General features: G+C 67.4%; 25 protein-coding genes and 3 tRNA genes. 15 read left to right on the forward strand and 13 right to left on the reverse strand.

Annotation, left to right across the window (positions count from 1 at the left end; all coding sequences use genetic code 11):
• Positions 1–447: 447 nt before the first annotated feature.
• The 3 genes from E1284_RS42560 (at position 448) to E1284_RS22505 (ending at position 3,429) form a co-directional block, all read left to right on the forward strand.
• On the forward strand, positions 448–858 hold the full coding sequence (locus tag E1284_RS42560) for a hypothetical protein (RefSeq protein ID WP_207923894.1): 411 nt from the start codon (positions 448–450) through the stop codon (positions 856–858).
• A gap of 56 nt (positions 859–914) precedes the next feature.
• Positions 915–2,165 carry an AIPR family protein gene (locus E1284_RS22500; RefSeq protein ID WP_207923895.1) on the forward strand — a complete coding sequence of 417 codons (1,251 nt, stop codon included), beginning with the start codon at positions 915–917 and terminating at the stop codon, positions 2,163–2,165.
• A gap of 127 nt (positions 2,166–2,292) precedes the next feature.
• Complete coding sequence (locus E1284_RS22505) at positions 2,293–3,429, forward strand: hypothetical protein (protein ID WP_131942093.1); 1,137 nt, start codon at positions 2,293–2,295, stop codon at positions 3,427–3,429.
• Between the two features lie 410 nt (positions 3,430–3,839).
• Here the strand turns inward: E1284_RS22505 and E1284_RS44085 are convergent, their stop codons facing one another.
• Positions 3,840–4,496 carry a DUF4145 domain-containing protein gene (locus E1284_RS44085; RefSeq protein WP_131942095.1) on the reverse strand — a complete coding sequence of 219 codons (657 nt, stop codon included), beginning with the start codon at positions 4,494–4,496 and terminating at the stop codon, positions 3,840–3,842.
• A 237-nt stretch (positions 4,497–4,733) separates the two neighbouring features.
• On the opposite strand from E1284_RS44085, the gene E1284_RS41660 reads away from it, so the two are divergent.
• Positions 4,734–4,805: transfer RNA gene (locus E1284_RS41660), tRNA-OTHER, on the forward strand.
• A 416-nt stretch (positions 4,806–5,221) separates the two neighbouring features.
• Here the strand turns inward: E1284_RS41660 and E1284_RS22515 are convergent.
• The 10 genes from E1284_RS22515 to E1284_RS22550 all read right to left on the reverse strand — a co-directional run bounded on the left by E1284_RS22515 (position 5,222) and on the right by E1284_RS22550 (position 13,288).
• A complete protein-coding gene (locus tag E1284_RS22515; RefSeq protein WP_131942097.1) occupies positions 5,222–6,307 on the reverse strand; it encodes an FUSC family protein in 1,086 nt (361 codons plus the stop codon).
• 346 nt (positions 6,308–6,653) lie between these two features.
• Positions 6,654–7,007 carry a DUF4190 domain-containing protein gene (locus E1284_RS22520; RefSeq protein WP_131942099.1) on the reverse strand — a complete coding sequence of 118 codons (354 nt, stop codon included), beginning with the start codon at positions 7,005–7,007 and terminating at the stop codon, positions 6,654–6,656.
• 56 nt (positions 7,008–7,063) lie between these two features.
• A complete protein-coding gene (locus E1284_RS22525) occupies positions 7,064–8,851 on the reverse strand; it encodes an ABC transporter ATP-binding protein (protein ID WP_243714672.1) in 1,788 nt (595 codons plus the stop codon).
• Entirely contained in the window at positions 8,848–9,375 is a 528-nt protein-coding gene (locus tag E1284_RS22530; protein ID WP_131942101.1) for a TlpA family protein disulfide reductase, read from the reverse strand. Before E1284_RS22530 ends, E1284_RS22525 begins: the two co-directional genes overlap by 4 nt.
• Positions 9,376–9,406: 31 nt before the next feature.
• Positions 9,407–9,940 carry a MauE/DoxX family redox-associated membrane protein gene (locus tag E1284_RS22535; protein ID WP_131942103.1) on the reverse strand — a complete coding sequence of 178 codons (534 nt, stop codon included), beginning with the start codon at positions 9,938–9,940 and terminating at the stop codon, positions 9,407–9,409.
• A gap of 15 nt (positions 9,941–9,955) precedes the next feature.
• The gene (locus E1284_RS41665; protein WP_165965378.1) at positions 9,956–10,099 is read right to left on the reverse strand and encodes a hypothetical protein; all 144 of its coding nucleotides are present in this window, start codon (positions 10,097–10,099) and stop codon (positions 9,956–9,958) included.
• 160 nt (positions 10,100–10,259) lie between these two features.
• The gene (lepB, locus tag E1284_RS22540; RefSeq protein WP_207923896.1) at positions 10,260–10,844 is read right to left on the reverse strand and encodes a signal peptidase I; all 585 of its coding nucleotides are present in this window, start codon (positions 10,842–10,844) and stop codon (positions 10,260–10,262) included.
• A 139-nt stretch (positions 10,845–10,983) separates the two neighbouring features.
• Positions 10,984–11,148, reverse strand: coding sequence for a hypothetical protein (locus E1284_RS41670; protein WP_163058077.1), 165 nt, complete (start codon positions 11,146–11,148; stop codon positions 10,984–10,986).
• Between the two features lie 3 nt (positions 11,149–11,151).
• A complete protein-coding gene (locus E1284_RS22545) occupies positions 11,152–12,195 on the reverse strand; it encodes a glycosyltransferase family 2 protein (RefSeq protein WP_131942125.1) in 1,044 nt (347 codons plus the stop codon).
• A 436-nt stretch (positions 12,196–12,631) separates the two neighbouring features.
• A complete protein-coding gene (locus E1284_RS22550; RefSeq protein ID WP_131942107.1) occupies positions 12,632–13,288 on the reverse strand; it encodes a class F sortase in 657 nt (218 codons plus the stop codon).
• 692 nt (positions 13,289–13,980) lie between these two features.
• On the opposite strand from E1284_RS22550, the gene E1284_RS41675 reads away from it, so the two are divergent.
• Positions 13,981–14,148 (forward strand): hypothetical protein, encoded by a 168-nt coding sequence (locus E1284_RS41675; protein WP_165965380.1) that lies wholly within the window; start codon positions 13,981–13,983, stop codon positions 14,146–14,148.
• A 72-nt stretch (positions 14,149–14,220) separates the two neighbouring features.
• Here the strand turns inward: E1284_RS41675 and E1284_RS22555 are convergent, their stop codons facing one another.
• The gene (locus tag E1284_RS22555; protein WP_131942109.1) at positions 14,221–15,045 is read right to left on the reverse strand and encodes a DUF6461 domain-containing protein; all 825 of its coding nucleotides are present in this window, start codon (positions 15,043–15,045) and stop codon (positions 14,221–14,223) included.
• Between the two features lie 147 nt (positions 15,046–15,192).
• Between E1284_RS22555 and E1284_RS22560 the strand changes: the two genes are divergently transcribed.
• Together E1284_RS22560 and E1284_RS22565 are read left to right on the forward strand one after the other, a co-directional pair.
• Positions 15,193–16,941, forward strand: coding sequence for a TerD family protein (locus E1284_RS22560; RefSeq protein ID WP_131942111.1), 1,749 nt, complete (start codon positions 15,193–15,195; stop codon positions 16,939–16,941).
• A gap of 119 nt (positions 16,942–17,060) precedes the next feature.
• The gene (locus tag E1284_RS22565) at positions 17,061–17,783 is read left to right on the forward strand and encodes a protein phosphatase 2C domain-containing protein (RefSeq protein WP_243714673.1); all 723 of its coding nucleotides are present in this window, start codon (positions 17,061–17,063) and stop codon (positions 17,781–17,783) included.
• Between the two features lie 30 nt (positions 17,784–17,813).
• Here E1284_RS22565 and E1284_RS22570 read toward each other — a convergent pair whose 3' ends face one another.
• Entirely contained in the window at positions 17,814–18,842 is a 1,029-nt protein-coding gene (locus tag E1284_RS22570) for a hypothetical protein (protein WP_131942115.1), read from the reverse strand.
• A 79-nt stretch (positions 18,843–18,921) separates the two neighbouring features.
• Here E1284_RS22570 and E1284_RS22575 point away from each other — a divergent pair, with 79 nt between their 5' ends.
• The 8 genes from E1284_RS22575 to E1284_RS22610 all read left to right on the forward strand — a co-directional run bounded on the left by E1284_RS22575 (position 18,922) and on the right by E1284_RS22610 (position 24,092).
• The gene (locus E1284_RS22575) at positions 18,922–20,049 is read left to right on the forward strand and encodes an acyl-CoA dehydrogenase family protein (protein WP_131942117.1); all 1,128 of its coding nucleotides are present in this window, start codon (positions 18,922–18,924) and stop codon (positions 20,047–20,049) included.
• 116 nt (positions 20,050–20,165) lie between these two features.
• Positions 20,166–20,238 (forward strand) — tRNA-Thr (locus E1284_RS22580).
• Positions 20,239–20,545: 307 nt separating this feature from the next.
• Positions 20,546–20,619 (forward strand) — tRNA-Met (locus E1284_RS22585).
• A gap of 119 nt (positions 20,620–20,738) precedes the next feature.
• On the forward strand, positions 20,739–20,903 hold the full coding sequence (gene rpmG / locus E1284_RS22590) for a 50S ribosomal protein L33 (protein WP_067629315.1): 165 nt from the start codon (positions 20,739–20,741) through the stop codon (positions 20,901–20,903).
• A gap of 332 nt (positions 20,904–21,235) precedes the next feature.
• Entirely contained in the window at positions 21,236–21,673 is a 438-nt protein-coding gene (locus E1284_RS22595; RefSeq protein ID WP_131942119.1) for a MaoC family dehydratase N-terminal domain-containing protein, read from the forward strand.
• Entirely contained in the window at positions 21,673–22,098 is a 426-nt protein-coding gene (locus tag E1284_RS22600) for a MaoC family dehydratase (protein WP_131942121.1), read from the forward strand. The genes E1284_RS22595 and E1284_RS22600 overlap by 1 nt, the downstream gene beginning before the upstream one ends.
• Before the next feature lie 73 nt (positions 22,099–22,171).
• Positions 22,172–23,239 carry a UDP-N-acetylmuramate dehydrogenase gene (locus tag E1284_RS22605; RefSeq protein ID WP_131942122.1) on the forward strand — a complete coding sequence of 356 codons (1,068 nt, stop codon included), beginning with the start codon at positions 22,172–22,174 and terminating at the stop codon, positions 23,237–23,239.
• 271 nt (positions 23,240–23,510) lie between these two features.
• Positions 23,511–24,092: a TMEM165/GDT1 family protein gene (locus tag E1284_RS22610; protein ID WP_131942123.1), complete on the forward strand. Its 582-nt coding sequence runs from the start codon at positions 23,511–23,513 to the stop codon at positions 24,090–24,092.
• The last annotated feature ends 100 nt before the right edge of the window (positions 24,093–24,192 follow it).

Raw genomic sequence — 24,192 nt, forward strand, 5'->3', positions numbered from 1 at the left:
AACTTTCTCAGGGGTCACCGCGCGGGCAGCTCGAACCACGACCGGCAACCTGCCACCTACGCGGCCGCGGCGAGGCCCACCTGCCGGACTCGGTCTGGATGCCCAACAGCCCTGATTAGAACTTTCTATACGTCTTCAAGGGCGCCCGCTCCGCGGCCGCCAGCGGCCGCCCGCCCCGGCGCGCCGGGCATGCGGCCTGTCCCGTCCGGTCCCGCCGTACCGGCTCGCTCGTCCGCACGAGTTCCATTAACACGAGCAACGCCCATGTCGACCGACGACAATGACGACTGCACAGCGGCACACCTCAAGAGCTCCTGCCGCTGTCACGCGAGGCAGCAGGCTTGACCAAGTCGGGCCAGTCCACGAAGGCCGCCTAAGTCACGATGTAGGCTCAACTGGTCAAGCCAACATCTCGGGAAGTGCCCTATCTCAAAGGAGACATTTCGGATGAATCCATTGATTCGTGGCCTCTTCAAGAAGTTCAGAGAAGAGGAAGAACTCACTGCGCTCAAAGATTCGGACGCATTCGAACTCTTCAGCGCAGCGTTGATTCTTCCCGACACTGTGCTATCTCAGGCTGAGATGTCAGACTTCTTGCTCGATACCGGGGCAATCGGTATCGACGTTGTCGCCTTGGAGGCCAATGGTCGTTTGGTGTGGGATTCTGAAGATGTTCGCAGTATTTGCGAACATGCTTCTAAGATTGATGTGACCCTTTATTTCATACAAGCTAAGCAATCGCCGTCAATTGTAAGCGCCGAAATCCTTGCTTTTGGTGAGGCGGTAAAGAAGTTTCTAAATGGAGGCAAATTCCCAGACTATCCACGACTCAATGCGATGGCGGAACTCTCAGTCTGATCTTCGAAGACTATGCCACCATTCTACGAGACTCTCCTAGCGTGATGGTCCACTTTGTGACCACGGCACCGAAGGCATCCGTTGAAGATTCTGTTGTTCGCGAGCGCGTGCAAATAACCGAAGGAAAAATAAACGGACTAGGATTTCTGGGAAAGGTCTCAGTAATCAACCATGGAGCAGATGCACTACATGATGCGTGGGCCAAAAAGAACCGTGCCAATGAGGTTGAGATTCAATTCGAGAAGCAAGTAAATCTCCCCAAGATGCCGGGAATCGACCAGGCTATTCTCGGCGTAGTCTCCGTTGCCGAGCTGCTCAAACTTGTACAGGCGGAAGATGGAACGCTTGATGAGCGAGTTTTCTATGATAACGTGAGAGGATTTAAGGGGGAGGATAACTCGGTTAACCGCCAAATTATGGATACGCTGGATTCGATAGAAAGAACCCTGCTTCCAGTGCTAAATAACGGCGTAACCGCAGTTGCGTCCTGCTACTCCCCTAAGCCCGGTGACGCTGTGGCTATTGCGGGATTCCAGATCGTGAACGGTTGTCAGACCAGCCATTGCCTCTACCTGTCTCGCTTCTCCCTGGGGGAGGCTGTCTCGTCTGTGCACGTACCAATTCGGCTCGTTATCACAGGTGACGAAGAGGTGGCGACTCGGATTATTCGAGCCACTAACTCACAAACTGAGGTTCAAGAGAACGACCTGGTCGCGCTCTCTAAGTTTCAGAAGAAGCTCGAGGATTTTTACAAGCTCGATTCGGCTGACGTTAAGCTCACGTACGAACGGCGTTCCGGACAGTTTTACGGCAAAGATGTAACCAAGACTCGTATTGTAACGATTAGTGATCAAATGCGGGCCGTGTCCGCGCTTTTCCTTGACCTACCGCACGCTGCGGCTCGTTACGCTGGCCGTCTTTATGACGATGTCGGAATTACGATCTTCCAGGAGGAGCACAAGCTACTGCCATATGTCGCCAGTGCCTATGCTGCCTATAGACTTGAAAACGCATTCAGAAGTGGCAGTCTCGATTCAAGATACAAACCAGCCAGGTATCATATTCTCATGGTCTATAAGTATCTGATCGCGGGAGCACACTCGGCGCCGCTGATGTCGGCGAAGTGCGAAAGGGAAAGTACCGAGATCATTGACGCTCTAAAAGAGGCTGATCACACCAAAATCTTTCGTGCGGCTGCCCGGGTAGTTGTAGAGGCCGCCGGCGGAAGCCTGCCTACGGGTGACAGATTGAAGCGACAGACATTCACGCAAGCGATCATCGCCTATCTCTTGAATAGGAATAGTTAGCCTTCATAGCCCCAAACTGGTGCGCCCGTAGATGGCTCCGCCCGCACTGTCTCCCACTGGCATCCCTGCTCTCGCGATTTAAGATGAAAGGCTGAGAATGCCGCTACGCAAAGGTAGAGACCCCTCGATGGGTTTGGAAGCCCTGGAAATGTTTTCAAAGTTCGATCTCTTTGCCCCAGGGGACAAGACAAAGGTCAGTGAGTCCACTCGTCAAAAGAAGGTAGTCGAGGCATTCAAAGAAGGGCTAGAGCAATCATTGAAGAACCCTTCTCGGGTTCATGGATGGCGAGCACAGGCCCTATTCGAGGCAGTGATCATTGCACTGGGCTCAGTGACGCTTATAAAGACAGAGGACGCTGGCTCGTATTATTATGACGATACGGACGGCTCCGTCAGGCTCCCAGACTTTCGCATAGTGGCATGTGACGGGGAGAATTTGCTGGTCGAAGTAAAAACCGTCAGGCCACAAGCTCAGACTCATTCCATACGTGAGCGGGATCTCGAAGCGCAGTTACGATATGCGCAGCTCACTGGTTCACGCTTACTGGTTGCCCACTACTGGGCTATGGTCAACATGTGGACGATAGTGGATGCAAATGTTCTCCAGAGAAATAACGGAAGGGCATCTATCTCTTTTGAGTCTGCATCTATGGCAAATGAATTCGTATTCCTAGGGGACGCCATGGTGGGAACGATTCCTCCTTTGACGTTCTCGGTCCTCGCCGACAAAACTAAGCCGCGCGTGGCGGGCCCTATCAAGGACGAGCAGCGCTCAGTTGAGTTTACAATCGGCGGAGTGGAACTAATTTCAGGCCAGAACGTACTCGTCGATGAGCTTGAACAAAGAATCGCTTGGTTTTTGATGCTTTATGGAAACTGGGAGGTTGAGCAGATTCTGCGAATCGAAGAAGAGGGGGGCAATCGAATTGATCGCATTGATACGGTAACCACTCCTCCATCTCCAGATAGAGATGCTGCGGCCCAGATTTCCGAGCAGGGATTTGCTCTAGTTGGCTATCTTAGTTCAATGTATTCGAGCCTATGGAACGCAGCTACTCTTACAGATGAGGGCGACGTTCGTAGGCTGCGCCAGGAACCGGATCCAGGCGTACTGGCGGAACTCATCCCACCAGACTACTGGGAACGGGAAAGCTCACTACTTCCCATATGGCTCCTCCAGATTGGTCCATCTTTCGGGCCTTCAGTTAGCAAGGAAATCAAGTTGCGACGGCCATGGGATCCTAACAGCGGCCGTAGATCGTAAAAATGGAACTCCGTTTAGTCTATCTCCGGCATGCCAGTGCCGCTCCCCGGTCGGCCAGTAGGAGGTCAACGGAGTCGTGCGGGAAACAGTAATCCACCGCACGGATGTCGAAGGCACACGCTAGTACGCGAAGCTGGGAACTGCGGCCATGCTGGCTTGGCGAGAGCGAAGCGGGGGTCTCGCGACCCCCAGCCCCCCGCGGGCCGGAGGGCACGCCCGCGCGAAGCTGTCTGTCACACCGTCTCGCCGTTCGCGCGGACGCACCCTCCGGGACGGTTGTGGACGTGCGCGAGAGTGCGGCCCTGGTCAGGGGATGCGTGGGGGCGGTTCTGGGCACCGCTGATCTTGCTACGAATTAGGCGCCATGCTGCTGATTCCTGCCCTTGCACCAGATTGCTTGTTGCTAGGTGCTACTGAGTCGTGTCACGCCGCTGAATAGCGTTCCGTGCCCCCTCTGGCAGGCTCGCAAAGAACTGATCGACGTGTCGTGGCCGAGACAATATGTGCCAGACTGTGAGGTTCAGCATATCAAAAAGCGCGGGTATCATCTCTGCGTCTGCATCGAGCGAGATCGAACTTGCATGGGCGGACTCATTGCCGACTATTCGCAATGAGTCCATTGCCTTCTGAATCGTAGGGTCAAGGCCCCGCTCAACGAGTCGCCCTATCTTTTCGTAGATTGAGCCAGAAGCAGGCTCCAACTCGTCGATGAGATCCTGTACAGCTAGGCGCAATAGGGTGCAGCAACTGCGAGCTGACAGGTTGCGAACGGCGCGAGCCTCATTGTAGATATTCATTACTGCTTGTGGCATGTCGGGATTTGGTTCCGGTCCTCCACTGAGAAGGGGGTATACGACCTTTCCCTCGTGAGACCAGAGCGTAGCCGAACGACAGTGATCGCAGACACTCCACTGCCATCCCTTAGGGAATTTGGCCTTGGAGCTAGCGTGCGGAATGTATGGCAGGTCGACTCCATGCCATGTATGGGTAGTACATACTTTGCAATCGGGACAGGTGAAGACTTTTGCGCCTTGAATTGGGGCTACGTGATTACCGGGCATGGCCATCCTTTCCGGGAATTCACATCCTAGATGGTCGAGACGCTGTCTTGCGCGGGATTTTTCACCAGCAACTGTCCTCCGCTCAGCGCCACGGCCGAGGTCACGCCTCCCGCCAGGCTGCTCTTAACAGGCCGGGATCTGCCATCTGCTTGTCTCCGTCCTGCTGGCAGATCCCGCAGTGGTCCGGGAGGTGTGCCTAGTGCGGGCCGAAGTTCGGCGTCCTGGGAGAGAAACGGCAGGTCAGGCGAGTTGGGCGGTGGGACTGTTAATCCGTCGGCTTAGCCTACCCAGGTTCGAATCCTGGACCCGCCACCATCACGTAGAACGGCCCCTGACCAGCTATTACGCTGTCAGGGGCCGTTCTCGTTGGGTCCTGGTAGGTCCCGACTGTTACCGGCGTTTGCCGGGTGTTCACGGGACAGGTTGTGCGGGCTGTGACCTCCCTAGCCGTCGTCCTTGAGCGTGTCATCGATGCGGCCGTTCTACATCTGCTCATGGCCGTCGATGCACCCCGCGTGGATCCGTAGCAGCGCGTCGACGCCGTGCCCAGCGCGGCGCGCGACCTGGGGGCGCCGGGGCGTCGGAGTTCAGAGCTGTGATGCCACTGTGGCGTAGGTCGTACGGCTGTCCGGCGAGCGGAGAGGCCGCCTGCGCGGGCGTGTGTGCGTCAAGGGCGCACGCTCGGCGGCCGATGTGCCCCGACGTGCCGGGAGGGGGTGCCTTCCAGGAGTTCAGGTCGGCTGTGGCGGCGCTTTGGCGGTCAGCCTGGTGAGCAGAGCTGCCGACAACATGACGAACAGCCCAATCCCCACACCGCACAGTGTCCACAGCACTCGGTAGCCCTCGGCTGAATAGTGGGAGGGCTGCGGAAGGTCTACCAGGATGAGCACTCCTGCCGCGATGGCCGCGGTGTAGAGCGTGTAGTTCCAGAACCGAATCCCCGCTCCGTGCATGAACAGCACGAGAGCCACGATTTCGAGCCCGTGCCTCACGGTGAACAGCTTGAGTCCGTGTTCGTTTGCGGGTATCAGCAGCAGCAGCGTGGCTGCGGCGGCGCCGATGGCGGCGCCGACCAGACGCTGCGCGGCCACGAGCATCGCTTGCTCCAGGCTCGGCTTCATTGCGATCATGGCCGCGATCGGGATCCAGTAGCCGTAGGAAAGGTCCAGTCCGAAAGCGAGCGCGACGGTACCGCTGATGACCAGGGCGCGGATCACGGCGAAGACGATCAGCGGTCGGGTCAGCTTCTTCCGCGAGATGTCGCCCGGGATTTCCGCGAACGGCCGGTGTGAGTCCGCGCGCCCGCGGATCAGCCACCAGGCGAACGTCACCGCGATCCACAGCGCTGCCCCGCCGGTCCAGGCGAGCACCTGCGCCCAGATGTAGCTGGTGATGCGAGCATGTTGCTGGAGGTTGGACGCCAGTGCGATGGCGACGATGAACCAGATGTTGAGGAGCAGGGCGTCAACGAATCTGCGCAACCCCAAGGTGATGGCAAGTCCGGCCACCAGTGTGACCGCGAATGACGCGAGCACCAGCCGGCCCCAGGCGTCCGCTCCGATCTCGAACCCCAGCGCGGTCACCCCGGCGCCGATCAGCGCGAAGATGGAGATGCGCGATGCGCGTTGCCGGTAGCGGCCTCCAGGGTCGCACAGAGCCGAGAACAGCAGGCCGAACAGCGCGCTGAGAATGTACTGCTCATGGCCGATCGCCCAGAAGACGAAGAGCGGCACCAACCCGGCGTCCAGGAACGCCACCGCTCGCGGCCAGTTGACGCCCGCGGGTTCGATCTCGAACACCTTCGCCAGCCCGTTCATGGGCTTCCGAGCGAACAGGCCGGGACGGCGTAGGGAGCGGTTGTGCTTGTCGGGCCGCATCACGAGGTCGAGCGAATCGCGGGACGCTGGGACTGGTCAAACACCTTGGGGTCGGCCTGGGCGTTTCCACCCGCACGTTTGCTCCGGACAACCCCGTACTGGGGCAAGGGTTGAGGGAGCCCGGTGCAGACGAGCATCCGCAGCGTTGTGCGTCTGTGCGGAAGGTGCTGGGGCGGGGCCGATGAACAACCGCAGGCTGCATAGGTGGCGCGTAGACCGGGGGTGCCGGCGGAGGAACAGAGGCTTCACGGTGCTCGACCGCCGTCGCGTTTCGATGTGCCGGGCGCTACTTGGAGTCGGCGGTGTCCGTTAGGACGGCGAGGGTGGCGATGAGGCCCAGTGCTGCGATGGTGGCCAGTAGGCAGACGACGATGAGCAGCCAGCCCAGTAGGAGTCCGAGTAGTGCCATGCCGCGGCCGTCTCCGTCGAGGCGGCGGCCTCGGAAGCGGCCCATGTGCCCGGCGACGATCGCCACCAGTGCGCACAGCACGGCCATGCCCACGAAGATCGCGGGGTTGATCCAGGCGATGCCGGTGGCGAAGTTCGCCAGCGCCGCGATGCCGAAGCCGGCGGAGTAGACGCTCACCTTCGCCGGCCGGTTCCGGCTCCGCGTGTTCCGGCTCGCCGCGACGTCGTCCATGATCACATCCTCGGGTCGCGGACAACCTACCAGCGGGACCCCGGCGGCCGACGGGCTCAGCGAGGGGCGTAGGCGCTGGACTGGAGGGTGTAGAGGCGGGCGTATTCGCCGTTCAGGGCGATCAGGGCTTCGTGCGGGCCGCGTTCGGTGATCTTGCCGCCGGAGAGGACGACGATGAGGTCGGCTTCGCGTACCGCGCCGAGGCGGTGGGAGATCAGGACGCTGGTGCGGCCCTGACGGTGGCGGCGGAGGGACGCGTGGACGGCGTGTTCGGCGTCCGCGTCGAGGCCGGAGCTCGGTTCGTCCAGGAGGAGCAGGTCGCGGTCTTGGCGCAGGAAGGCGCGGGCCAGGGCCAGGCGCTGCCACTGGCCGCCCGACAGGGCGACGCCGGCGCCCTCGTCGTGGCCGCCGAAGATCTTGCTGAGCATCGTGTCGTAGCCGCGCGGCAGCGCTTCGACCGCTTCGTGGACGCCGGCCGTGCGGGCGGCGGTCTCGATCTGCTCGTCGCTGCTGCCCAGGTCGCCGAGCATGATGTTCTCCGACGCGGTGAGGTCGTATTCCATGAAGTCCTGGAAGACGACGCCTATTCGAGTGCGGAGTTCTGCTGGGTCCATGTCGCGTAGGTCTATGCCGTCCCAGAGGACGGCGCCCTTATCAGGGTCGTAGAGGCGGCAGAGGAGCTTGACGAGGGTGCTCTTACCGGCGCCGTTCACTCCGACCAGCGCGATGCTCTGGCCGAATGGGATGTGCAGGTCTACGCCACGGAGAATCCAGGGATGTTCGTCGCTGTAGCGGAACCACACGTCGCGCAGTTCGATCCCATGCCGCAGCGGCGGGACGGGACGAGCGGCGCAAGGCGTGGGCATGTCGGGGACGGCGTCCACGATTGTGGTGAAGTGGCCGAAGAGGAGTAGGGCGTTGTGGGCGTCGGCCCAGCGGTCGACTATCGACGTCAGTGACGCCTGGACGCCGGCTACTGCGGCGATGAACATCGTCACGTCGCCCGCGGTGATGTCGCCGGAGGACGCGGCGAGTACTGCCCAGACCAGGCCGCCGCCTGCTACGGCGCTGCCTACCAGGGCGAGCAGGCCCTGGCTGCGCAGGGTCTTCAGGTCCACCTGTCGTTCGGCTTCGTTGGTCGCGCGGACCTCGTCCAGCATGCGGGTGCGGAAGAAGTCGCCGAGGCCGAACAGCCGGACCTCCTTGGCGGCCTCCGGCCTGGTCAGCAGCTCCCCGTAGAAGACCTCGCGGCGCATGCCGGGGCTGATCTTCCACATTGTGCGGGCCCGTTCCCGGCTCAGGCCGAGCTGGATCCAGATCGACGGCAGCGCCGCCAGGAAGATCACCAGGACCAGGAACGGGTTGATCACCAGGAGGGTGCCGACGAATCCCGACATGGTGATGATCGACTGGGCGATGGTGAGCGAGCCGAGGATCAGGCGGTCGGGGGCGTTCTGGCTGGATTCGTGCGCGAGGCGCAGGGTGTCCTGGAACGCCGGGTCCTCCAGGCGGCGCAGGCCCGCGTGGGAGTTGACCGCTCGGAACAGGCGGTCGACGACGAGGGCGCGCACCGATCGGCGCAGTTGGGCCTGCGCGTAGGTGGACGCGTGCGGCAGGACGATGACGCACAGTCCGCAGGCGGCGAGCCCGGCGGCGAGGCCCGGGAGGGCGGAGCGGTCGCCGTCGCCGGCCAGGGCGTCCAGGACGAGTTTCGTCAGCCATGCCATCGCCACCGGTGCCAGGCCGGTGAGGACGGCGAGAAGCACTGACGCGGCCGTCGCCGTTCGGTGCGCTCGCCAGGCGAGCGCGGCGACGACGGCGGTGCGCCTTCCCGGTCGGCTCACGTGCGGGCCGGCACTGGCAGCCCGGCCGGAGTGAGTGTTGAGGACGTCACGACGGCGTCCCCGTCGACGATGTAGAAGCTGGGGGTCGCCGGATGCCCGAATGCCGCGTTCACCGGGCCGTGCACGGGTTCGATCACCACGGTCGCGAGCGGGGAGAGTGCGGTGATGAAGGGTTCGGCTTCGGCTTGTTCGCCTTCGATCACCGCTAGGACGTGCCGGGAATCCGAGCCCCTGATCTGGTCGGTGAATTCGGGCAGCCGTTCACGGCATCCGGCGCAGGTGGTGGAGAACAGGCCGACGATCGTTGGTCCGGTGAAGAAGGCGCGGGTGATGGTCGATCCGTCCAGGGCGGACGCCGTGAACTCGGGCAATGCGGTGCCTGCCGGAGTGAACGGGGCCTGCGCGCGTCCGGACTCCAGCAGGGCCGCGTGCTCGCGGAGGCGGCGGACGACCGCCAGCGTCAGGACCAGGTCGAACGCGCAGAGGACGCCGACGAAGACGACGCCCGCGACGAGATAGGGCAACGATGCTCCCTCGTGATGGTGCCGGGACGCGTCATCGCGGAATGCGTGCGGACGGCGCGATCAGCAGGTCGGCCAGTTCGTCGAAGAAGACGGACACCAGGGTGAGCACGGCCGCGCCCGCCACCGCGATGACGGCGCCGGCGGGGTGCACCGGCCCGGGAGACGCGAGTTGCGCGGCCAGGCCGCCCCAGGCGACCGCGGTCAGGACGAGGTTGCGCACGACGTGCGCGCGGCCGATGGGGGACGGACGGGTGCCGAAGCAGCGGCAGGTCGCACGGCGGCCGTCGCGGAGCGCGCGGTGGACGCCCGCGGCGAACGCGAGCAGAACGGCGCCGGCCAGCGCGAGGCCGGCCGGCGCCGTCCAGGGGAGGGCCAGGAGTACGACGGCCGCCGATTCCGCCGCCACCACGGCGACGGACGTCGCCATGGGAGGCAGGCCGGGGGCCAGGCCGGGCACCGACAGCCGGAACTCCCGGAAGGCGTCCCGACTGCGGAGCTTGCCCGCCACCGCGACCAGGAAGATCAACCCCAGGGCGCAGCGGGCGGTCAGCGCGACGTACTGCAAGGCGGCGGGTGGTCGTTAGTGGCTGCAGTAGGTCTTGCCTGCGTAGATGCAGCAGCGGAGACCCGTGTCGGTCCACCAGCAGGGCTCGGCTCGGGCGGTCGTGTTCGGCAGGACGCGACCGAGCATCCGGTCGCCGAGACGGTTGAGTGCACGGATCATGAGGAACTCCTCAGGTCGAGCCGGATCGCTCCGGCTGCGTATTCCGAGCGGCGGTGCGTCGCGCGAAGATGATCACGCCCGCCAAGGCCGAAGCTAATCACGTTGATCATTTCCGGCAAGGGGGCGGCCGTCCGGCGGTGCCGCCTTGTGCACTCTGCGATCAAACGTCCTGTGATCTTGTCGCCATCTGCCACGCCTCCGGCCGTTGACTCGGGCGCGGCGTGACATTCAGGCGGCGCACCACGACGCCCAGTAGCCGGTCGCCGGAGAACAGGCCCCGGTGACGGGAGTCGATGCTGTCGGGATTGTCGCCCAGCACCGCGAGCGTCCCGGGCGGTACCGCGCGCACCTCTCGCGGGACGTCCTCGGCCGTGCCGCCGGACGCGTCGGTGCCGCCGGAAGCAGCAGGGGTGCTCGGGGCTTCGAAGGTGTTCGGCGCGTTCGGGATGCCGGGCGGCAGTTCGTCGCCGGGGAGGGCGGCCGCGCGCTTGACGTTCCAGATCCGGCCGTCAGGGCCGGCCGGGCCGGGAAGGTAGGGGCCGTCCAACGGCGGTTCCAGGACGACGACGTCCCCTCGCCGCACGTGCGCCAATGGCCGGCGACGCACCAGCACGCGATCGCCGTCCTGCAACGTGGGCACCATGCTGGTCCCGCTGACGGTGACGACCACCAGGTTCTTGCGCGCCCATCCGAGCGCCAGCAGCGCGCCCGCCGCGGCAAGGGCCGTTCCGCCCGCCAGCCGCAATCCCCGCGAAGTCGACATCGTCCTCATGAGCGACGGATCGTAGCCCGTTCCGGCCCAGGGCCGCCTAGACCATTCCGGTCCAGGAACTGCCGTGCCCGTGCCGGCCGGGGCCGCGGGTGCCCCGGCCGTCCGGGAGGGGTCAGCCCTTGCGAGCGGGCAGGATCCGCTTCACGGCGAGGCCGGCGGAGACCAGGGTGAACAGGGCCAGGCCGAGCCACAGGGCCTGCATGCCGAGCCACGGAGACGCCGCGGCGGCGCCGCCGAAGCCGGCGGCCACGCCGCCGATCGGGGGGTTGTTGTACATGACCTACCATTTCCTTTCTTTGCGCCAGGCGGCCTGCCAGAAAGCACGGGCCTGGACGATCTGGAGGAAGACGTCGAAGACCATTTCGACGACGATGGCGCCGGCCAGGGCCATCTGGAGCTTGCCGCGCTGCCGGACGGTGACCACGCGCTCCACCATGAAGATCACCGTGATGGCGGCCCAGATCGGGCTGATCTGGATGCCGCCCAGCCAGATCGCCGAGTAGACGAGCGAGGACAGGTAGGCGGTGATGACCAGGATGCCGATCAGCGAGAGCAGTTGCCGTCCCCAGTACGGGCGGGTGATCGGCGTCCAGCCGTAGTCGACGAGGTTCTCCAGGGCGCCGCGCTTCCAGCGCAGGCGCTGCTGGGCCAGCTGCCGCCAGGTGGGCATGACCTCGGTGGTGAGCGTGCACTCCGGCGGGCACAGGATGCGGAATCCCAGGTGCAGGATGGCCAGGGTCAGCTCGTTGTCCTCGGTCAGGACCCGGACGTCATAGACGTGGGGAAGGCCGGGCAGGCGCTCCGAACGGCGGGCCGCGACCACCTCCTGGAGGGTCGTGGCCCGAAAAATGGTGGCCGTGCCCGTGAGGACCAGCGCCTTGCCCTGCAGACGCCGGACATCGCGCGCGTAGCGGGCATACTCGTTGCGCTGGAACATGCCGACGGCGCCACCGCCCGGCTTGCCGGTGAAGGTTCCACCGACGGCGGCGAAGCGTCCGTCGGCGAGGTACTCGAGGCCGTGCCGGATGAAGCCGCGGTCCAGGGCCGAGTCGGCGTCCATCACCATGACCGCGTCCTCCGGGCCGAGGATCGGCAGCAGCCGGTCGAGGACCTGGTTCAGCGCCCCCGCCTTCTTGTGCTTGTTGCCGCGCGTCCCGACGATCTCGACGCCGCACAGCTGCGCGAACGCGGCGGTGGCGTCGGTGCAGTTGTCGGCGATCACGACGATGTGGTCCGGTGGACGCTCCTGGCGGCGCAGCGAGGCGATCGTCTCGGTGATCTGCTTGGCCTCGTTGTGCGCCGGGACCAGCACCGTCACGCGCATCGCGTCCACCGGGATGCGCGGCAGGTTCCGCTTGCCGTCCTTCCCCTTGGGGCGGCGCTCGGCGGCGGGCGCCGGTACCGGCCGGGCACGGTCCCGCTCGTCGGACGGACGGCGCGACGGCCGAGCCGACGGATGAGTCGGCGGGCGAACCGGCGGGCGAACCGGCGGAGCATGCCGGGGCCGTACCGGCGGCGGCGCCACGGCAGCGCGCGACAGCGGCACGGCCAAGGGGGCCGCATCGTCCGGCATCGTCTCGGTCGGGGAACCGGAGCCCCATGTCGTCGCCGACGCCAGATGCCCCGTCCGAGGCGGGACGGCCGGCCGTCCGGTCCCTGGGTAAGGCACCCGGTGGCGCCCGCCGGGGACGGCCCGGTCAGGGATGGTCACGGTGCATTCGGAGTTGGCGAAGGCCGCCGGATCGAACGTCGCGGGCATGTCAGCGCGTCCCCTCGGACCGCACCAGGTGACCGTAGGCGATGACGTTGTCGGTGTAGTGGCCGCTGCCCCGGTCGAAGCGTCCGCCGCACGTGATCAGGCGGATCGCCGCGTAGCCGGGATCGCTGTAGACCCGCTGAGTGGGGAAGCGGTCCTTCTCGACGCGCTCGACGGAGTCGATCCGGAACACTGCGGTGCTGCCGTCGGCGCGGAGCACCCGGGCCCGGTCGCCGGGCCGCAGGTCGCCGAGCCGGTAGAAGATCGCGGGCCCGCTCGCCGTGTCCACATGCCCGATGATCACCGCCGCGCCCCGGCTGCCGGGGGCGGCGCCGAGCCGGTACCAGCCGGCCTCCTGCGCGCGGCTCAGCGGCGGGGTCTCGACGGTCTGGTCGGGGTTCTTGGCCAGCTTCATCAGCGGCGTCCGGACGTCGATCCGCGGCACCTCCAGGCGGACCGGCACCGCTCGCGCCATCGCCGGGGACGTCGCGGGGCTCGCCGCACCGGGCGCGGTGGACGCGGACGGCGGGGGCAGCGGCGGCGCGGCGGTCGCCGGGTGTTCGCGGACCGCCTGGAACGCCAGGAACGCGGCCACGACCAGACCCGCCAAGCCGACGGTGACGGCCGCGAGTGCGCGCGAACGCCGACCACGACGTGCCACGGACCGCTCCCCTCCGGCGCTCGACCGCCCCCACGCTGCTCTCGCGGACGGATGGCACCGTAACGCGCTGACGAGGGCTTTTACGCCATCAGTGGGGTAAAGCACGGATGAGCGACATGTGGCCGATGAGGTGAGACGGGCGGTCCGCGACGGCTCACTGGATCTCTCGCCTGGACGGCCGATCACGCTGAGTCATGGACCAAATCTCCGGGCCCCTCGCCCGCTTTAGTGCCTCTGACCTGCGTAAACGTAGTTCTCGGCCAGGGACGCGCCAGGCGGCGGCCGACCCGCGCCGAGACCTCTCGGCGTCACCCGAAGACCGGCCATGGATACAAAGATCGCTGACCGGAAGCGGCCATATCGATCGGGCCGAAATTCAGCCCAAGGGGGCGGCCGCCTCCGTTTCACCACCTCTGATCAGCGGCTCGGTGATCACACCTCCGCGGGCGCGGCGACCCGCGACCGGGCCGCCCCCTCGGGCCCAAATGTCCAAAAACCGATCCCAGAAGACCAGCGCTCCACAGGACCATGACCACGCAGAGTGACCAACCTCGGCCGCGGAGGGCCAGAACCGCGCATCGCAGGGCACCGCCCACAACCGCACGCCCCCTCTCCATCGACGGAAGCGAGGGTTCGAAACGGCCGGTGTGCGGAAAGATCGTCATATGTCGGCGCGCCGCTGGGAGGTTTCCGTGGGCAGAGAGACGATCGCCGAACTCCGCGACCACCTCGTCGCGGCCGCCGGGGACTTCCCCGGCGCCGTCCGGACGGCCGTCGTGGAGGACGAGACGGGCATGTTCAGCGTCGAACTCGAAAGCGGCGAGGAGCTGTTCGTCGCCATCGCGTCGGTCATCGCCTGACGGACGCGGTTGACCTGGGCGTTGCGTCCTATCTCCTGCGTTCATCGGCGGGCAGGGCGAGCCGTTCGGGCGTCAGCGCGCATCGATGTCCGGGGGAGACCGCAGGAACCACAGAGGCGGAGCGTCGGCGTGGCAGGCCTCGTACAGCTCCGTGGTGGTGGTGTGAATCCGGTCGTCGGAGACCTTGATTCCTCGTGACCGGGCCCAGGACCGGATCCGTGCGTCGCGAGCGAGGCGCTCCTCGGGCCCGAGGTCGGGGTCGGTCCAACGCCAGCCGTGGGCGCGTGCCCGGTCGGTTAGCGCCACGATGCCGGCGGCGAAGCGGGCGTGCTCCATCAGCCCTGGAGTGAGGTGCACGCCGGTGAGTTCCTGGGCGAGGATGAAGTACCCCTCTGCCGTGCCGTAGTCCGTGGCGCCCACTCCGGTACGGCCGATGGCCTCGTTCAGCGCATCGGGCGTGTCGCCCCGTCGGTCGTGCGGCCATTCGAACCAGGTGAGCAGCCGTCCGTCCCGCCACCAGTGGAATCCGCCCTTGCCGACGGAATTGAGGTGATGGGCCACGACCCGGGTTCCCATGGAGATCCGGGTCATGAACGGGTGGTCGAACCCGACCGCGACGTTGAACTCGACGATCAGAGTCCATTCCCCGCCGGTTCCGGTCACCGGAGCGGCGCCGACCAGCTGGAAGTCCCCGTACTCGTAGTCCAAGCGTTCCTGGACGTCATCGTTTCGCCGGTACAACCGCGGAAGGCCGGTGTAGCTGCCCTGGCGGTCGGCCTGCAGCCGATCGAGCGCCTCGTCCGGCGAGATCCCGTGCACCAAGGTGATGCCGTAACCCAGATGGCTGTCCAGGAGCGAGCCGCTCACCCAGGAGTAATCAGCGGCGGGAGCAGTCATAGCCGCACATTCTTACAGAGTTCAGCTGGCTGCATAGCCGACCGGAGGACTTGGTCGCGCACCCCAGGATAATGGCGGGTTGGCCGTATGTGGGCAGGAGCGCGGGAATATCTGCGCACAGTTGATGGACGGCCTTAGCCTGCCGCCATGTTCCGGCATGAGTGGGCACTTGTGGACGTGGAGACCTCCGGGCTGCGGGCCGTCCGGGACCGGGTGCTGTCGCTGGCCGTCGTCACGGTCGGACGTGATGGCCGGAGCAGCGGGGAGTTCTCCACCCTGCTCGATCCGGGTTGCGATCCGGGGCCCGTGCACATTCACGGCCTGACGGCCGACCGGCTGAAAGGGTCGCCGCGGTTCGAGGACGTCACCGCCCGCATAGCGGAAATGCTCGAAGGACGGGTGCTCGTCGCGCACAACGCGCCGTTCGACTACGGTTTCCTTTTGCAGGAGTTCATGCGCGCGAACATTCGGTTCCCGGTCGAGCGGCGGTTGTGCACCCTTGCTTTGAACCGCCGGCTCTCCCCGGCCACCCCCGACTTGAAACTGGCGACGCTCGCCGCCCATTACGGTGTCGAGAAGCGCCGGGCGCACGACGCTCTGGAGGACGTCCGGACGCTCGCGGGAGTGCTGCGGGGTTCCCTCTCCGAGGCGATGAGACTGGGCCTCACGCTTCCGCTCGTCCCGTGCCCGCCGAAGCAGACGGCCAGGCCGAGGCAGGTGGCCAGGCCGGCCATCCCCAAGACCCGGTGCGCCTTTCGCTGCCCCGGACGCCTGCGCTCCGAACTCGTCCAGGGAATGAAGGTCGCCATCACGGGCGAAACCGAAATGCCGCGGGAGAGGCTCGTCGAGCGCGCCGTGGCCGAGGGCCTGAACGTGATGACATCCGTCAGCCGGCACACGAGCGTGCTGGTCGCGAACGAACCCGGCTCCGGAACGGCCAAGGTGCGCACAGCCCGGCAGGAGGACGTGCCCATCATCGACGAGCGGACGTTTCTCGCCCTTCTCGACGACGTCCTCCCGGGCACGCCGCACGGAACAAAGAAGCCGGCCCAGCAAGCCGAGACGCCGCCCGAGAAGTCGCCTGCGAAGACGGGCCCGCTGGAAGGACGCCGCGTGCTGGTTCTCGGCGGAACCCACCAGAATTCGTCCGCCGCGAGAAACCGCGTCGTCGAACTCGGCGGGGCGGCGGCTGTGAACCTCTCCGCCGGTGTCACCGACGTCGTCGCGTTGAGCGGCGGTGAAAACGACCGGCGGATGGAACGGGCCGTTGACCTGCGGCTGCCCGTCCATGATGAGCGGTGGCTCGGAGCACCGGACGGCCCGGAGAGCCGAGAGGCACCGACAAGAGCAGTGGAGGCGGAACGCGTGTCGCCGATGGTGCTGCCGCGCGGCGCGGCCGTCGACCTGCCGGACGCGCAGCGCTGGACGGTCGCGGCGTCGTGGGTGCAGCACGCCTCTTGCGAGGTGGACGTGGTCGCGTTCGCGCTCGACGAGGACGCCCAGGTGTCCTGCGACGAGGACTTCGTGTTCTACGGCGCCGCCGAGTCCCCGGACGGAACGGTCCGCCTCGCCGCCGACGGCCCCACCGAGCAGGCGATCACCATCGACCTGGACTCGCTCCCCGACGCCGTCCGCAAGGTGACGATCGCGGCGGCCATCGACGGCACGGTGACGTTCGGCGAGCTTGGCCCCGTCGAACTCGTCACCGGCCCGGGCACCGCCGAGCAGGCGTTCGCGCAGGCGACCCTGGACGCCGGGACGACCGAGCGGACGATGCTGCTCGCCGAGATCTACCGGCGCGGCCCCCGCTGGCGGTTCCGCGTCGTCGGGCAGGGCCACGACTTCGGCCTCGCCGAGCTGGCTCGCGGTTTCGGTGTCGACATCGCCGACGATTGAGGCAACAGGCCCGCGATACCGCAAAGCGGCAGGTCGGCGGGGCGCGGTGTGCGGGTTTGGTCTAGCGTCCCCCGTCCGGCCGTTCACCGGGTAGACCTGCATCCGTGCAGGTGAGTTATGTGAGTGAGGCGACGCCCGGACGGGAGAACGAGGACTTCGTGGCGGCCGGCCCAGGCTGGGTCGTGCTGCTGGACGGGGCGACGGCGCCGCCGGGGGTGGACAGCGGGTGCCGGCACGACCCGGCGTGGCTGGTGCGCAGGCTCGGCGGCCGGGTCGCGGCGCTGCTCGCGCTGGAGGACGGCAAGCCGCTGCCCGACCTGGTCGCCGAGGCGATCAAGGTGACGGGGGAGGCGCACACCGCGACGTGCGACCTGCTGAACCCCGACAGCCCGTCCGCGACGGTGTCGCTGCTGCGGCGCCGCGGCGCGGTGGTGGAGTGGTTCGTCCTCGCCGACTCCCCGATCGTGGTGGACGTCGGCGAGGTCCGGGTCTTCCGGGACGACCGGGTCGACCACCTGCCGAGCTACACCCTCGAAGGCGTGCGCGAGTCGCGGAACAGCCCCGGCGGGTTCTGGGTGGCGAGCACGAAGCCGGAGGCCGCGTACGAGGGGCTGACCGGGGAAGTCCCGGTCGAGGGCCTGAAGAGGGCGGCGGTGCTGAGCGACGGAGCGTCCAGGCTCGTGGAGCGGTTCGGCCACATGGACTGGGACGACCTGCTCCAGCTCCTCGACGAGGAGGGCCCCAGGGAACTCGTCCGCAGGACCAGGGCCGCCGAGGCGGCGGGCACCAGGCCGCGCGGCAAGCAGTACGACGACGCCACCGCCGTCTTCGTCCGCTTCTGAAGGCCGCCGCCGGCGGTCGTAAGCCGCCCCTCAGCGCGTGGCCGGCTTGATGTGCGGCCACCAGTCGCCGAGGTCCTCCGGCAGGTGCATGCCTTCGACGCGCAGCGTGGCCGGCATCAGCGGGAAGCGCCGCCCCGCCGGGAACGACCGCTGGTAGGACGGCGGGTCGATCACGACGACGCGGGTCCCGTTCACCTCCGGGATGTCGGCGGGCACGCCCTCGTTCCAGATCCATTCGCCGTGCGCGTCGACGAGGTTCCACGGGCTGGACACGACCGGCGGCCCCGGCGGGACGTCGGCGTTCAGGAAGCAGGCGAGGATCTCCGGCGCCGGCCGCTCCCCGGCCAGCCCGCCCGGACGGCCGATGAGGGCCCCGCCGAGCAGCGTGTGCAGCTGGAAGTTGTCGCCGATGCCGCTGATCACGACCGTCCAGCCCTTGCCGCTCGCGCGGTCCAGGACGAGGAGCCGCTCGCCGTCCAGGACGCGCAGCAGCGCCTGGTAGTGGTCCATCTGCCCGAGATGCCGGGCGGCCTGCCCGGCGACGCCGACGCGGAAGTCGCGGTCGTCCAGCGACGCCCGGACGAGCGGCGCCATCTGCAGCACCGTGCATCCGGCGAGCGCGTACTTCGGCAGCGCGAACCACGCCATCATCGCGACCACCGCGCCGTCGCCGAGCGCCGGCGCGACGGTGTCGAAGACCTGCTGGGACGGCTGGCCCTCCATGTCGGGCGGCGGCTCGCCCCCGGTCGCCTCCTCCCACGCGTTCGCGAACGCCAGCGCGGCGGCGGTGACCTCGGTGATCCGCTGGACGACGGCCCGGCCGACCGGCGCGGGGTCGGCGCCGTTCTCGATCCAGGCGCCGGAGACGATCGCGAGGAGGCCGCCGAGGTTCGGCGGGGCCTCCGCGATGCCCTCGGCGAGCCGGGGCAGCGCGGCGTTCATCTCGGCGGGGGCGGCGGTCTGGGACGCCTGCATGAGCTGCGGGAGGAGCCCGCCGAACGCCTGGTCCTCGGCGACGGCGGCCCGGACGATGTCGTCGACGACATGCTGGAGCGGCATGGGTGATCACCCTGGCACAGCGGTACGACAACCCGGGAACTCCGCGCCCCATCTTGGAATCTGATTCTAGAATGGGTCCATGGAGTCACAGGATTTCGCCGACGTGCTCACGGCCGTCCGCAGCTTCGTCCGCGACCAGGTCGTCCCCCGCGAGGAGGAGATCGAGGAGACCGACGCGATCCCGGAGGCGCTGCGCCGCACGTCCCGCGACATGGGCCTGTTCGGGTACGCGCTGCCGCAGGAGTACGGCGGGCTCGGCCTGTCGCTGAGCGAGGAGGTCCGCCTCGTCTTCGAGATCGGCTACGCCAGCCCCGCGTTCCGGTCCATGTTCGGCACCAGCAACGGCATCGCCGGGCAGGTCCTGGTGAACTCCGGGACGGACGCGCAAAAGGACGCCTGGCTGCCGAAACTCGCGTCCGGCGAGGTCATCGGCGCGTTCGCGCTCACCGAGGCCGAGGCCGGCTCCGACCCGAGCACGCTCAGCACGACCGCCGCGCGCGACGGCGACGACTACGTCGTCAACGGCGCCAAGCGGTTCATCACCAACGCCCCCGAGGCCGACGTCTTCATGGTCTTCGCCAGGACGGGCGGCGCCGGCTCCCGCGGCATCTCCACGTTCCTCGTCGAGAAGGGCGCGGACGGCCTGAGCGTCGGCCCGTCCGACCAGAAGATGGGCCAGCGCGGCGCCCACACGGCCGAGGTCTTCTTCGACAACGTGCGCGTTCCCGCCGACGCCATGGTCGGCACCGAGGGGACGGGCTTCCGTACGGCCATGGCATCCCTCGCCCATGGGCGACTCAGCATCGCCGCCGTCTGCGTCGGCCTCGCCCAGAGGATCCTGGACGAGACCGTCGCCTACGCCAGGGAACGCAGCCAGGGCGGAAAGACCATAGGTGAGTACCAACTCGTCCAAGGGCTCATCGCCGATTCCCAGACCGAGTTGTACGCCGGACGCTCGATGGTCCTGGAAGCGGCCCGCGCCTACGACGCAGGCGAGGACACCAAGCAGGGGCCGTCCTGCGCCAAGTACTTCTGCTCCGAGATGGTCGGACGCGTCGCCGACCGGGCCGTCCAAGTCTACGGAGGCATGGGCTACATGCGCGGCGTCGCCGTCGAGCGCTTCTACCGCGACGTCCGGCTGTTCCGCATCTACGAGGGGACGAGCCAGATCCAGCAGCTCGTCATCGCCCGCAACCTGCTGCGCTGACCCGGCCGCCGGCCGAGCCGCCGGGCAGGCCGCTGACCAGCGAGGACGCCGGCGGCTCAATTCGGTTCGCCACACCCGCCCGGGCCGTGTATGGTTTCACTGCGCGAACGACGCAGGCCCCTTTAGCTCAGTCGGCAGAGCGTCTCCATGGTAAGGAGAAGGTCTACGGTTCGATTCCGTAAAGGGGCTCACGGCATACCGGCCGCCATCCGGCACCATCGGACGGCGGCCTTCGTCGTCCCCGGGGACCATCGTCGTCCCCGGGCCGTCGAGCCGTCCGCGCCGGAACGCGCTGATTCGCTCCATACCTGGCCCTGTGGTACCGTCCCACCGGTTCCAGCAGGACGTTTCGCAGCCCACCGGCGCACCCGGTAGCCTGGGAGGCGGTCCAGCGGAACCCGCGAAACCGAAGCCCCGATCTCGATCCGGGTTTTCGCGTTTCCAGGGTTCGGTGAGCATCCGGTATCCTTGCAATCCGGTCCACACCGACCATCACGGCGGGGTAGCTCAGTCAGGCAGAGCAAGCGGCTCATAATCGCTGTGTCGCCGGTTCAAGTCCGGCCCTCGCTACTACCCATGTCTCTCACCTCCGTCCCGGGGGTGAGCAGGCTGGGTCGAACCACCGGCCGCCCTCCTCGGGCGGCCGCGGTCCGTAGATCCATGTCCCTTACCCAGAAAGGCACTCCATCGTGGCTGCCACTGACGTCCGGCCGAAGATCACGCTGGCCTGCCAGGAGTGCAAGCACCGCAACTACATCACGCGGAAGAACCGGCGCAACGACCCGGACCGCCTCGAGATCAAGAAGTACTGCCCGAACTGCCGGTGCCACCGCCCGCACCGCGAGACCCGCTAGCCGAGGTCTCCGCTAGCCGAGGTCTCCGGACGGCGAAGCATCATCCCGCCGCGCCGACCCCGCCGCGCCGACGACGAGCCGCTTCGATGCGGCGTCCGCCGCGCCGCCGGGAGACCGTACCGGGAAACCGCCGGCACGGCACCGCAAGGCAGGCATGACGGCGACTTCTTCGCGCGCTTGCTCAGACGACCATTCAGCCCGTTCCCGCCAGTGAGACCCGGCGGGGGCGGGCTGAATGTCATTCTGTTACCGTCCGACCGAAGACGGAACCGGTGTGCCCAGGGCGGGCGCCCGGGCAGCGCGGCCCCGTTCGACCTGGAGGGACGGATTGCATGGCACTCAACCGTGATTTCATCGGGCGGAGCTTCCCGCCCAGCGAGCCGTACGAGGTCAGCCGGGTGAAGATCCGCGAGTTCGCGGACGCGATCGGCGACCACAACCCGCTCTACCGGGACCAGGAGGCGGCGAAGGCGGCCGGATACCCCGACGTCATCGCCCCGCCCACCTTCCCGATCGTCGTCTCGCTCGGCAACGCCGGCCTCGCCGACCCCGAGCTCGGGCTGAACTACGCGATGGTCGTGCACGGTGAGCAGCGCTTCGAGTACACCCGCCCGCTCCGGGGCGGGGACGTCGTGACCTGCACCGCGACGATCACCGAGATCAAGTCGATCGGCAACAACGAGAAGATGGTCGTCGAGACCGACGTCACGACGACCGAGGGCGAGCTGGTCTGCAAGTCCTACAACACGATCGTGGAGCGGGGGGCCTGATGACCGCCAAGGTGAACTACGCCGACGTCGAGGTCGGCGCCGAGATCCCCGCGCAGACCTACAAGATCGACCGCGCGAACCTCGTCATGTACGCGGGCGCGTCCGGCGACTTCAACCCGATCCACTGGCGCGAGTCGTTCGCGAAGACCGTCGGGCTCCCGGACGTGATCGCGCACGGCATGTACACGATGGCGCAGGGCGGCCGGTTCGTCACCGACTGGGCCGGCGACCCGGGCGCCGTGGTCGACTACGGGGTACGGTTCTCCTCTCCGGTCGTCGTCCCCGACGAGGGCGGCGCGTCGCTGGAGATCAGCGGCAAGGTGGAGGAGAAGCTGGACGACAACAAGGTCGTCGTGGCGCTCACCGCCAGGTCGAACGACCAGAAGGTCCTCACGCGCGCGAAGGCGGTCGTCAAGCTCGCCTGACGGACGCGCCGCATCGGCCGGGTCCGCCCCGGCCGATGCCGGGGGCCGGGGGGCACGTACGGGAGGGGAAGACGTGGCGGTGTTCGCCGAAGACGTGAACCTGGCCGGATACACCACGCTGCGGCTGGGCGGCCCCGCCCGGCGCTTCGTCGAGGCGACGACCGAGGCGGAACTGGTCGCCGCGATCCGCAAGGCCGACGACGAGGGCGAGCCCGTCCTCGTGCTCGGCGGCGGCAGCAACCTCGTCGTCGCGGACGGCGGCTTCCCCGGCACGGTCGTGCGCGTCGGCACCCGCGGCACCGAGCGGACCGCCGCCGACGGCGGCCGCATCCACGTCCGCGTCCAGGCCGGCGAGGACTGGGACCCGTTCGTCGCCCGCTGCGTCTCCGACGGCCTCGCCGGCGTCGAGTGCCTGTCCGGCATCCCCGGCCGCGTCGGCGCGACCCCCATCCAGAACGTCGGCGCCTACGGGCAGGACGTCAGTGAGACGATCGTCGAGGTCCGCGCCTACGACCGGGAGGCCGGCGCCGTCGTCGCCCTCGACCGCGACGCCTGCCGCTTCACCTACCGGCACAGCGCCTTCAAGGGCAACGACCGGTACGTCGTCCTGGACGTCACGTACGCGCTCCACGAGTCCGAGGAGTCGCAGCCGATCGCCTACGCCGAACTGGCCCGCAGGCTGGGCGTCGAGCCGGGCGACCGCGTCACGCTCAAGGAGGCCCGCGACGCCGTCCTCGAACTGCGGCGCGGCAAGGGCATGGTGCTGGACGCCGCCGACCCCGACACGCGCAGCGCCGGGTCGTTCTTCACCAACCCGATCCTCGACGCCGCCCAGCTCGCCGAGCTGGAACGCCGCGTCGCCGAGCGCCTCGGCCCGGACGCGGCCTTCCCCCGCTACCCGGAGGCCGGCGGCAGGGTCAAGACGTCCGCCGCATGGCTCATCGACCGCGCCGGATTCACCAAGGGCCACGCCTGCGGCCCCGCCCGCATCTCCACCAAGCACACGCTCGCGCTCACCAACCCGGGCGGCTGCACCACCGCCGACCTCCTCGCACTGGCCCGCGAGGTCCGCGCCGGCGTCCACGCCGCCTTCGGGGTCACCCTCGTCAACGAACCCGTCATGATCGGCGTCGCCCTCTGAGCCGGTGGGGCCGTCTGAGCCGGTGGGGCGTCTGAGCTGGTGTGACGTGTCCGACATCGCAGTGCGGCGAAGCGTTGGTAGGGTGAACGGCGTCGAGGGGGAGTAGTCCCAATCGCGTGATCGACATACTGGCGCCGCCGAACGGTGCCCGGTCACGCGGGCCCGATCCAGATCGCGGCGGACGAGACCTTCGGCCTGGCAGTCATGCCGGGCCGAGGCCGCGCGTCCCGAACCGCCGCCCTTCGCCCGGCATCCGAGCGAGAGGGATCCGGTGTCCGCCTTCCTCATCAGCCTGGCCGTGATCTTCGTTGCCGAGCTGGGCGACAAGAGCCAGCTCATGGCCATGACGTTCGCCACCCGCTTCCGCGCGTGGCACGTGCTGATCGGCATCACGGCCGCGACCGCGATCGTCCACCTGGCCAGCGTCGCGCTCGGCGCGGCGCTCGGCGCCGCACTCCCGACCGGCCCCATCTCCATCCTGGCCGGTATCGCGTTCCTCGGCTTCGCGCTGTGGACGCTGCGCGGGGACGAACTGGACGACGACGAGCGCGACAAGGCCCGCCGTGCCACGGGATCGGCGATCCTCGCCGTCGGCGGCGCGTTCTTCCTCGCCGAACTCGGCGACAAGACGATGCTCGCCACCGTCACCCTCGCCGCCGACCACGGCGGGCTCCTCGCCCTGGCGGGCGTGTGGGCGGGCTCGACGATCGGCATGGTCGCCGCCGACGCGCTCGCCATCGTCGTCGGCCAGATGCTCGGCCGCAAGCTCCCCGAGCGCGTCATCAAGTACGGCGCCGCGGCCGGGTTCGCCGTCTTCGGCGCCATCCTGCTCGCCGAGGGCATCGCCGCCTGACGGAACGGGAACCAAGGAGGGGAGGGCCCTTGTCGGCCGCGGGCCCGCCGCGGAAGGGCCCGGAACGGAAGTGCGCCCGTGGCCCTACCCGCCCCCCTTC

Source organism: Actinomadura bangladeshensis (assembly GCF_004348335.1).
In the GTDB taxonomy this organism is placed as follows: Bacteria; Actinomycetota; Actinomycetes; order Streptosporangiales; family Streptosporangiaceae; genus Spirillospora; species Spirillospora bangladeshensis.

Coding starts and splice junctions, on each gene's coding strand:
- E1284_RS42560 (WP_207923894.1), top strand. CDS start 448: ATGAATCCATTGATTCGTGGCCTCTTCAAGAAGTTCAGAGAAGAGGAA.
- E1284_RS22505 (WP_131942093.1), top strand. CDS start 2,293: ATGGGTTTGGAAGCCCTGGAAATGTTTTCAAAGTTCGATCTCTTTGCC.
- E1284_RS44085 (WP_131942095.1), bottom strand. CDS start 4,496: ATGGCCATGCCCGGTAATCACGTAGCCCCAATTCAAGGCGCAAAAGTC.
- E1284_RS22515 (WP_131942097.1), bottom strand. CDS start 6,307: ATGAACGGGCTGGCGAAGGTGTTCGAGATCGAACCCGCGGGCGTCAAC.
- E1284_RS22520 (WP_131942099.1), bottom strand. CDS start 7,007: ATGGACGACGTCGCGGCGAGCCGGAACACGCGGAGCCGGAACCGGCCG.
- E1284_RS41665 (WP_165965378.1), bottom strand. CDS start 10,099: ATGATCCGTGCACTCAACCGTCTCGGCGACCGGATGCTCGGTCGCGTC.
- E1284_RS41670 (WP_163058077.1), bottom strand. CDS start 11,148: ATGTACAACAACCCCCCGATCGGCGGCGTGGCCGCCGGCTTCGGCGGC.
- E1284_RS22545 (WP_131942125.1), bottom strand. CDS start 12,195: ATGCGCGTGACGGTGCTGGTCCCGGCGCACAACGAGGCCAAGCAGATC.
- E1284_RS22555 (WP_131942109.1), bottom strand. CDS start 15,045: ATGACTGCTCCCGCCGCTGATTACTCCTGGGTGAGCGGCTCGCTCCTG.
- E1284_RS22560 (WP_131942111.1), top strand. CDS start 15,193: ATGTTCCGGCATGAGTGGGCACTTGTGGACGTGGAGACCTCCGGGCTG.
- E1284_RS22570 (WP_131942115.1), bottom strand. CDS start 18,842: ATGCCGCTCCAGCATGTCGTCGACGACATCGTCCGGGCCGCCGTCGCC.
- E1284_RS22575 (WP_131942117.1), top strand. CDS start 18,922: ATGGAGTCACAGGATTTCGCCGACGTGCTCACGGCCGTCCGCAGCTTC.
- E1284_RS22595 (WP_131942119.1), top strand. CDS start 21,236: ATGGCACTCAACCGTGATTTCATCGGGCGGAGCTTCCCGCCCAGCGAG.
- E1284_RS22600 (WP_131942121.1), top strand. CDS start 21,673: ATGACCGCCAAGGTGAACTACGCCGACGTCGAGGTCGGCGCCGAGATC.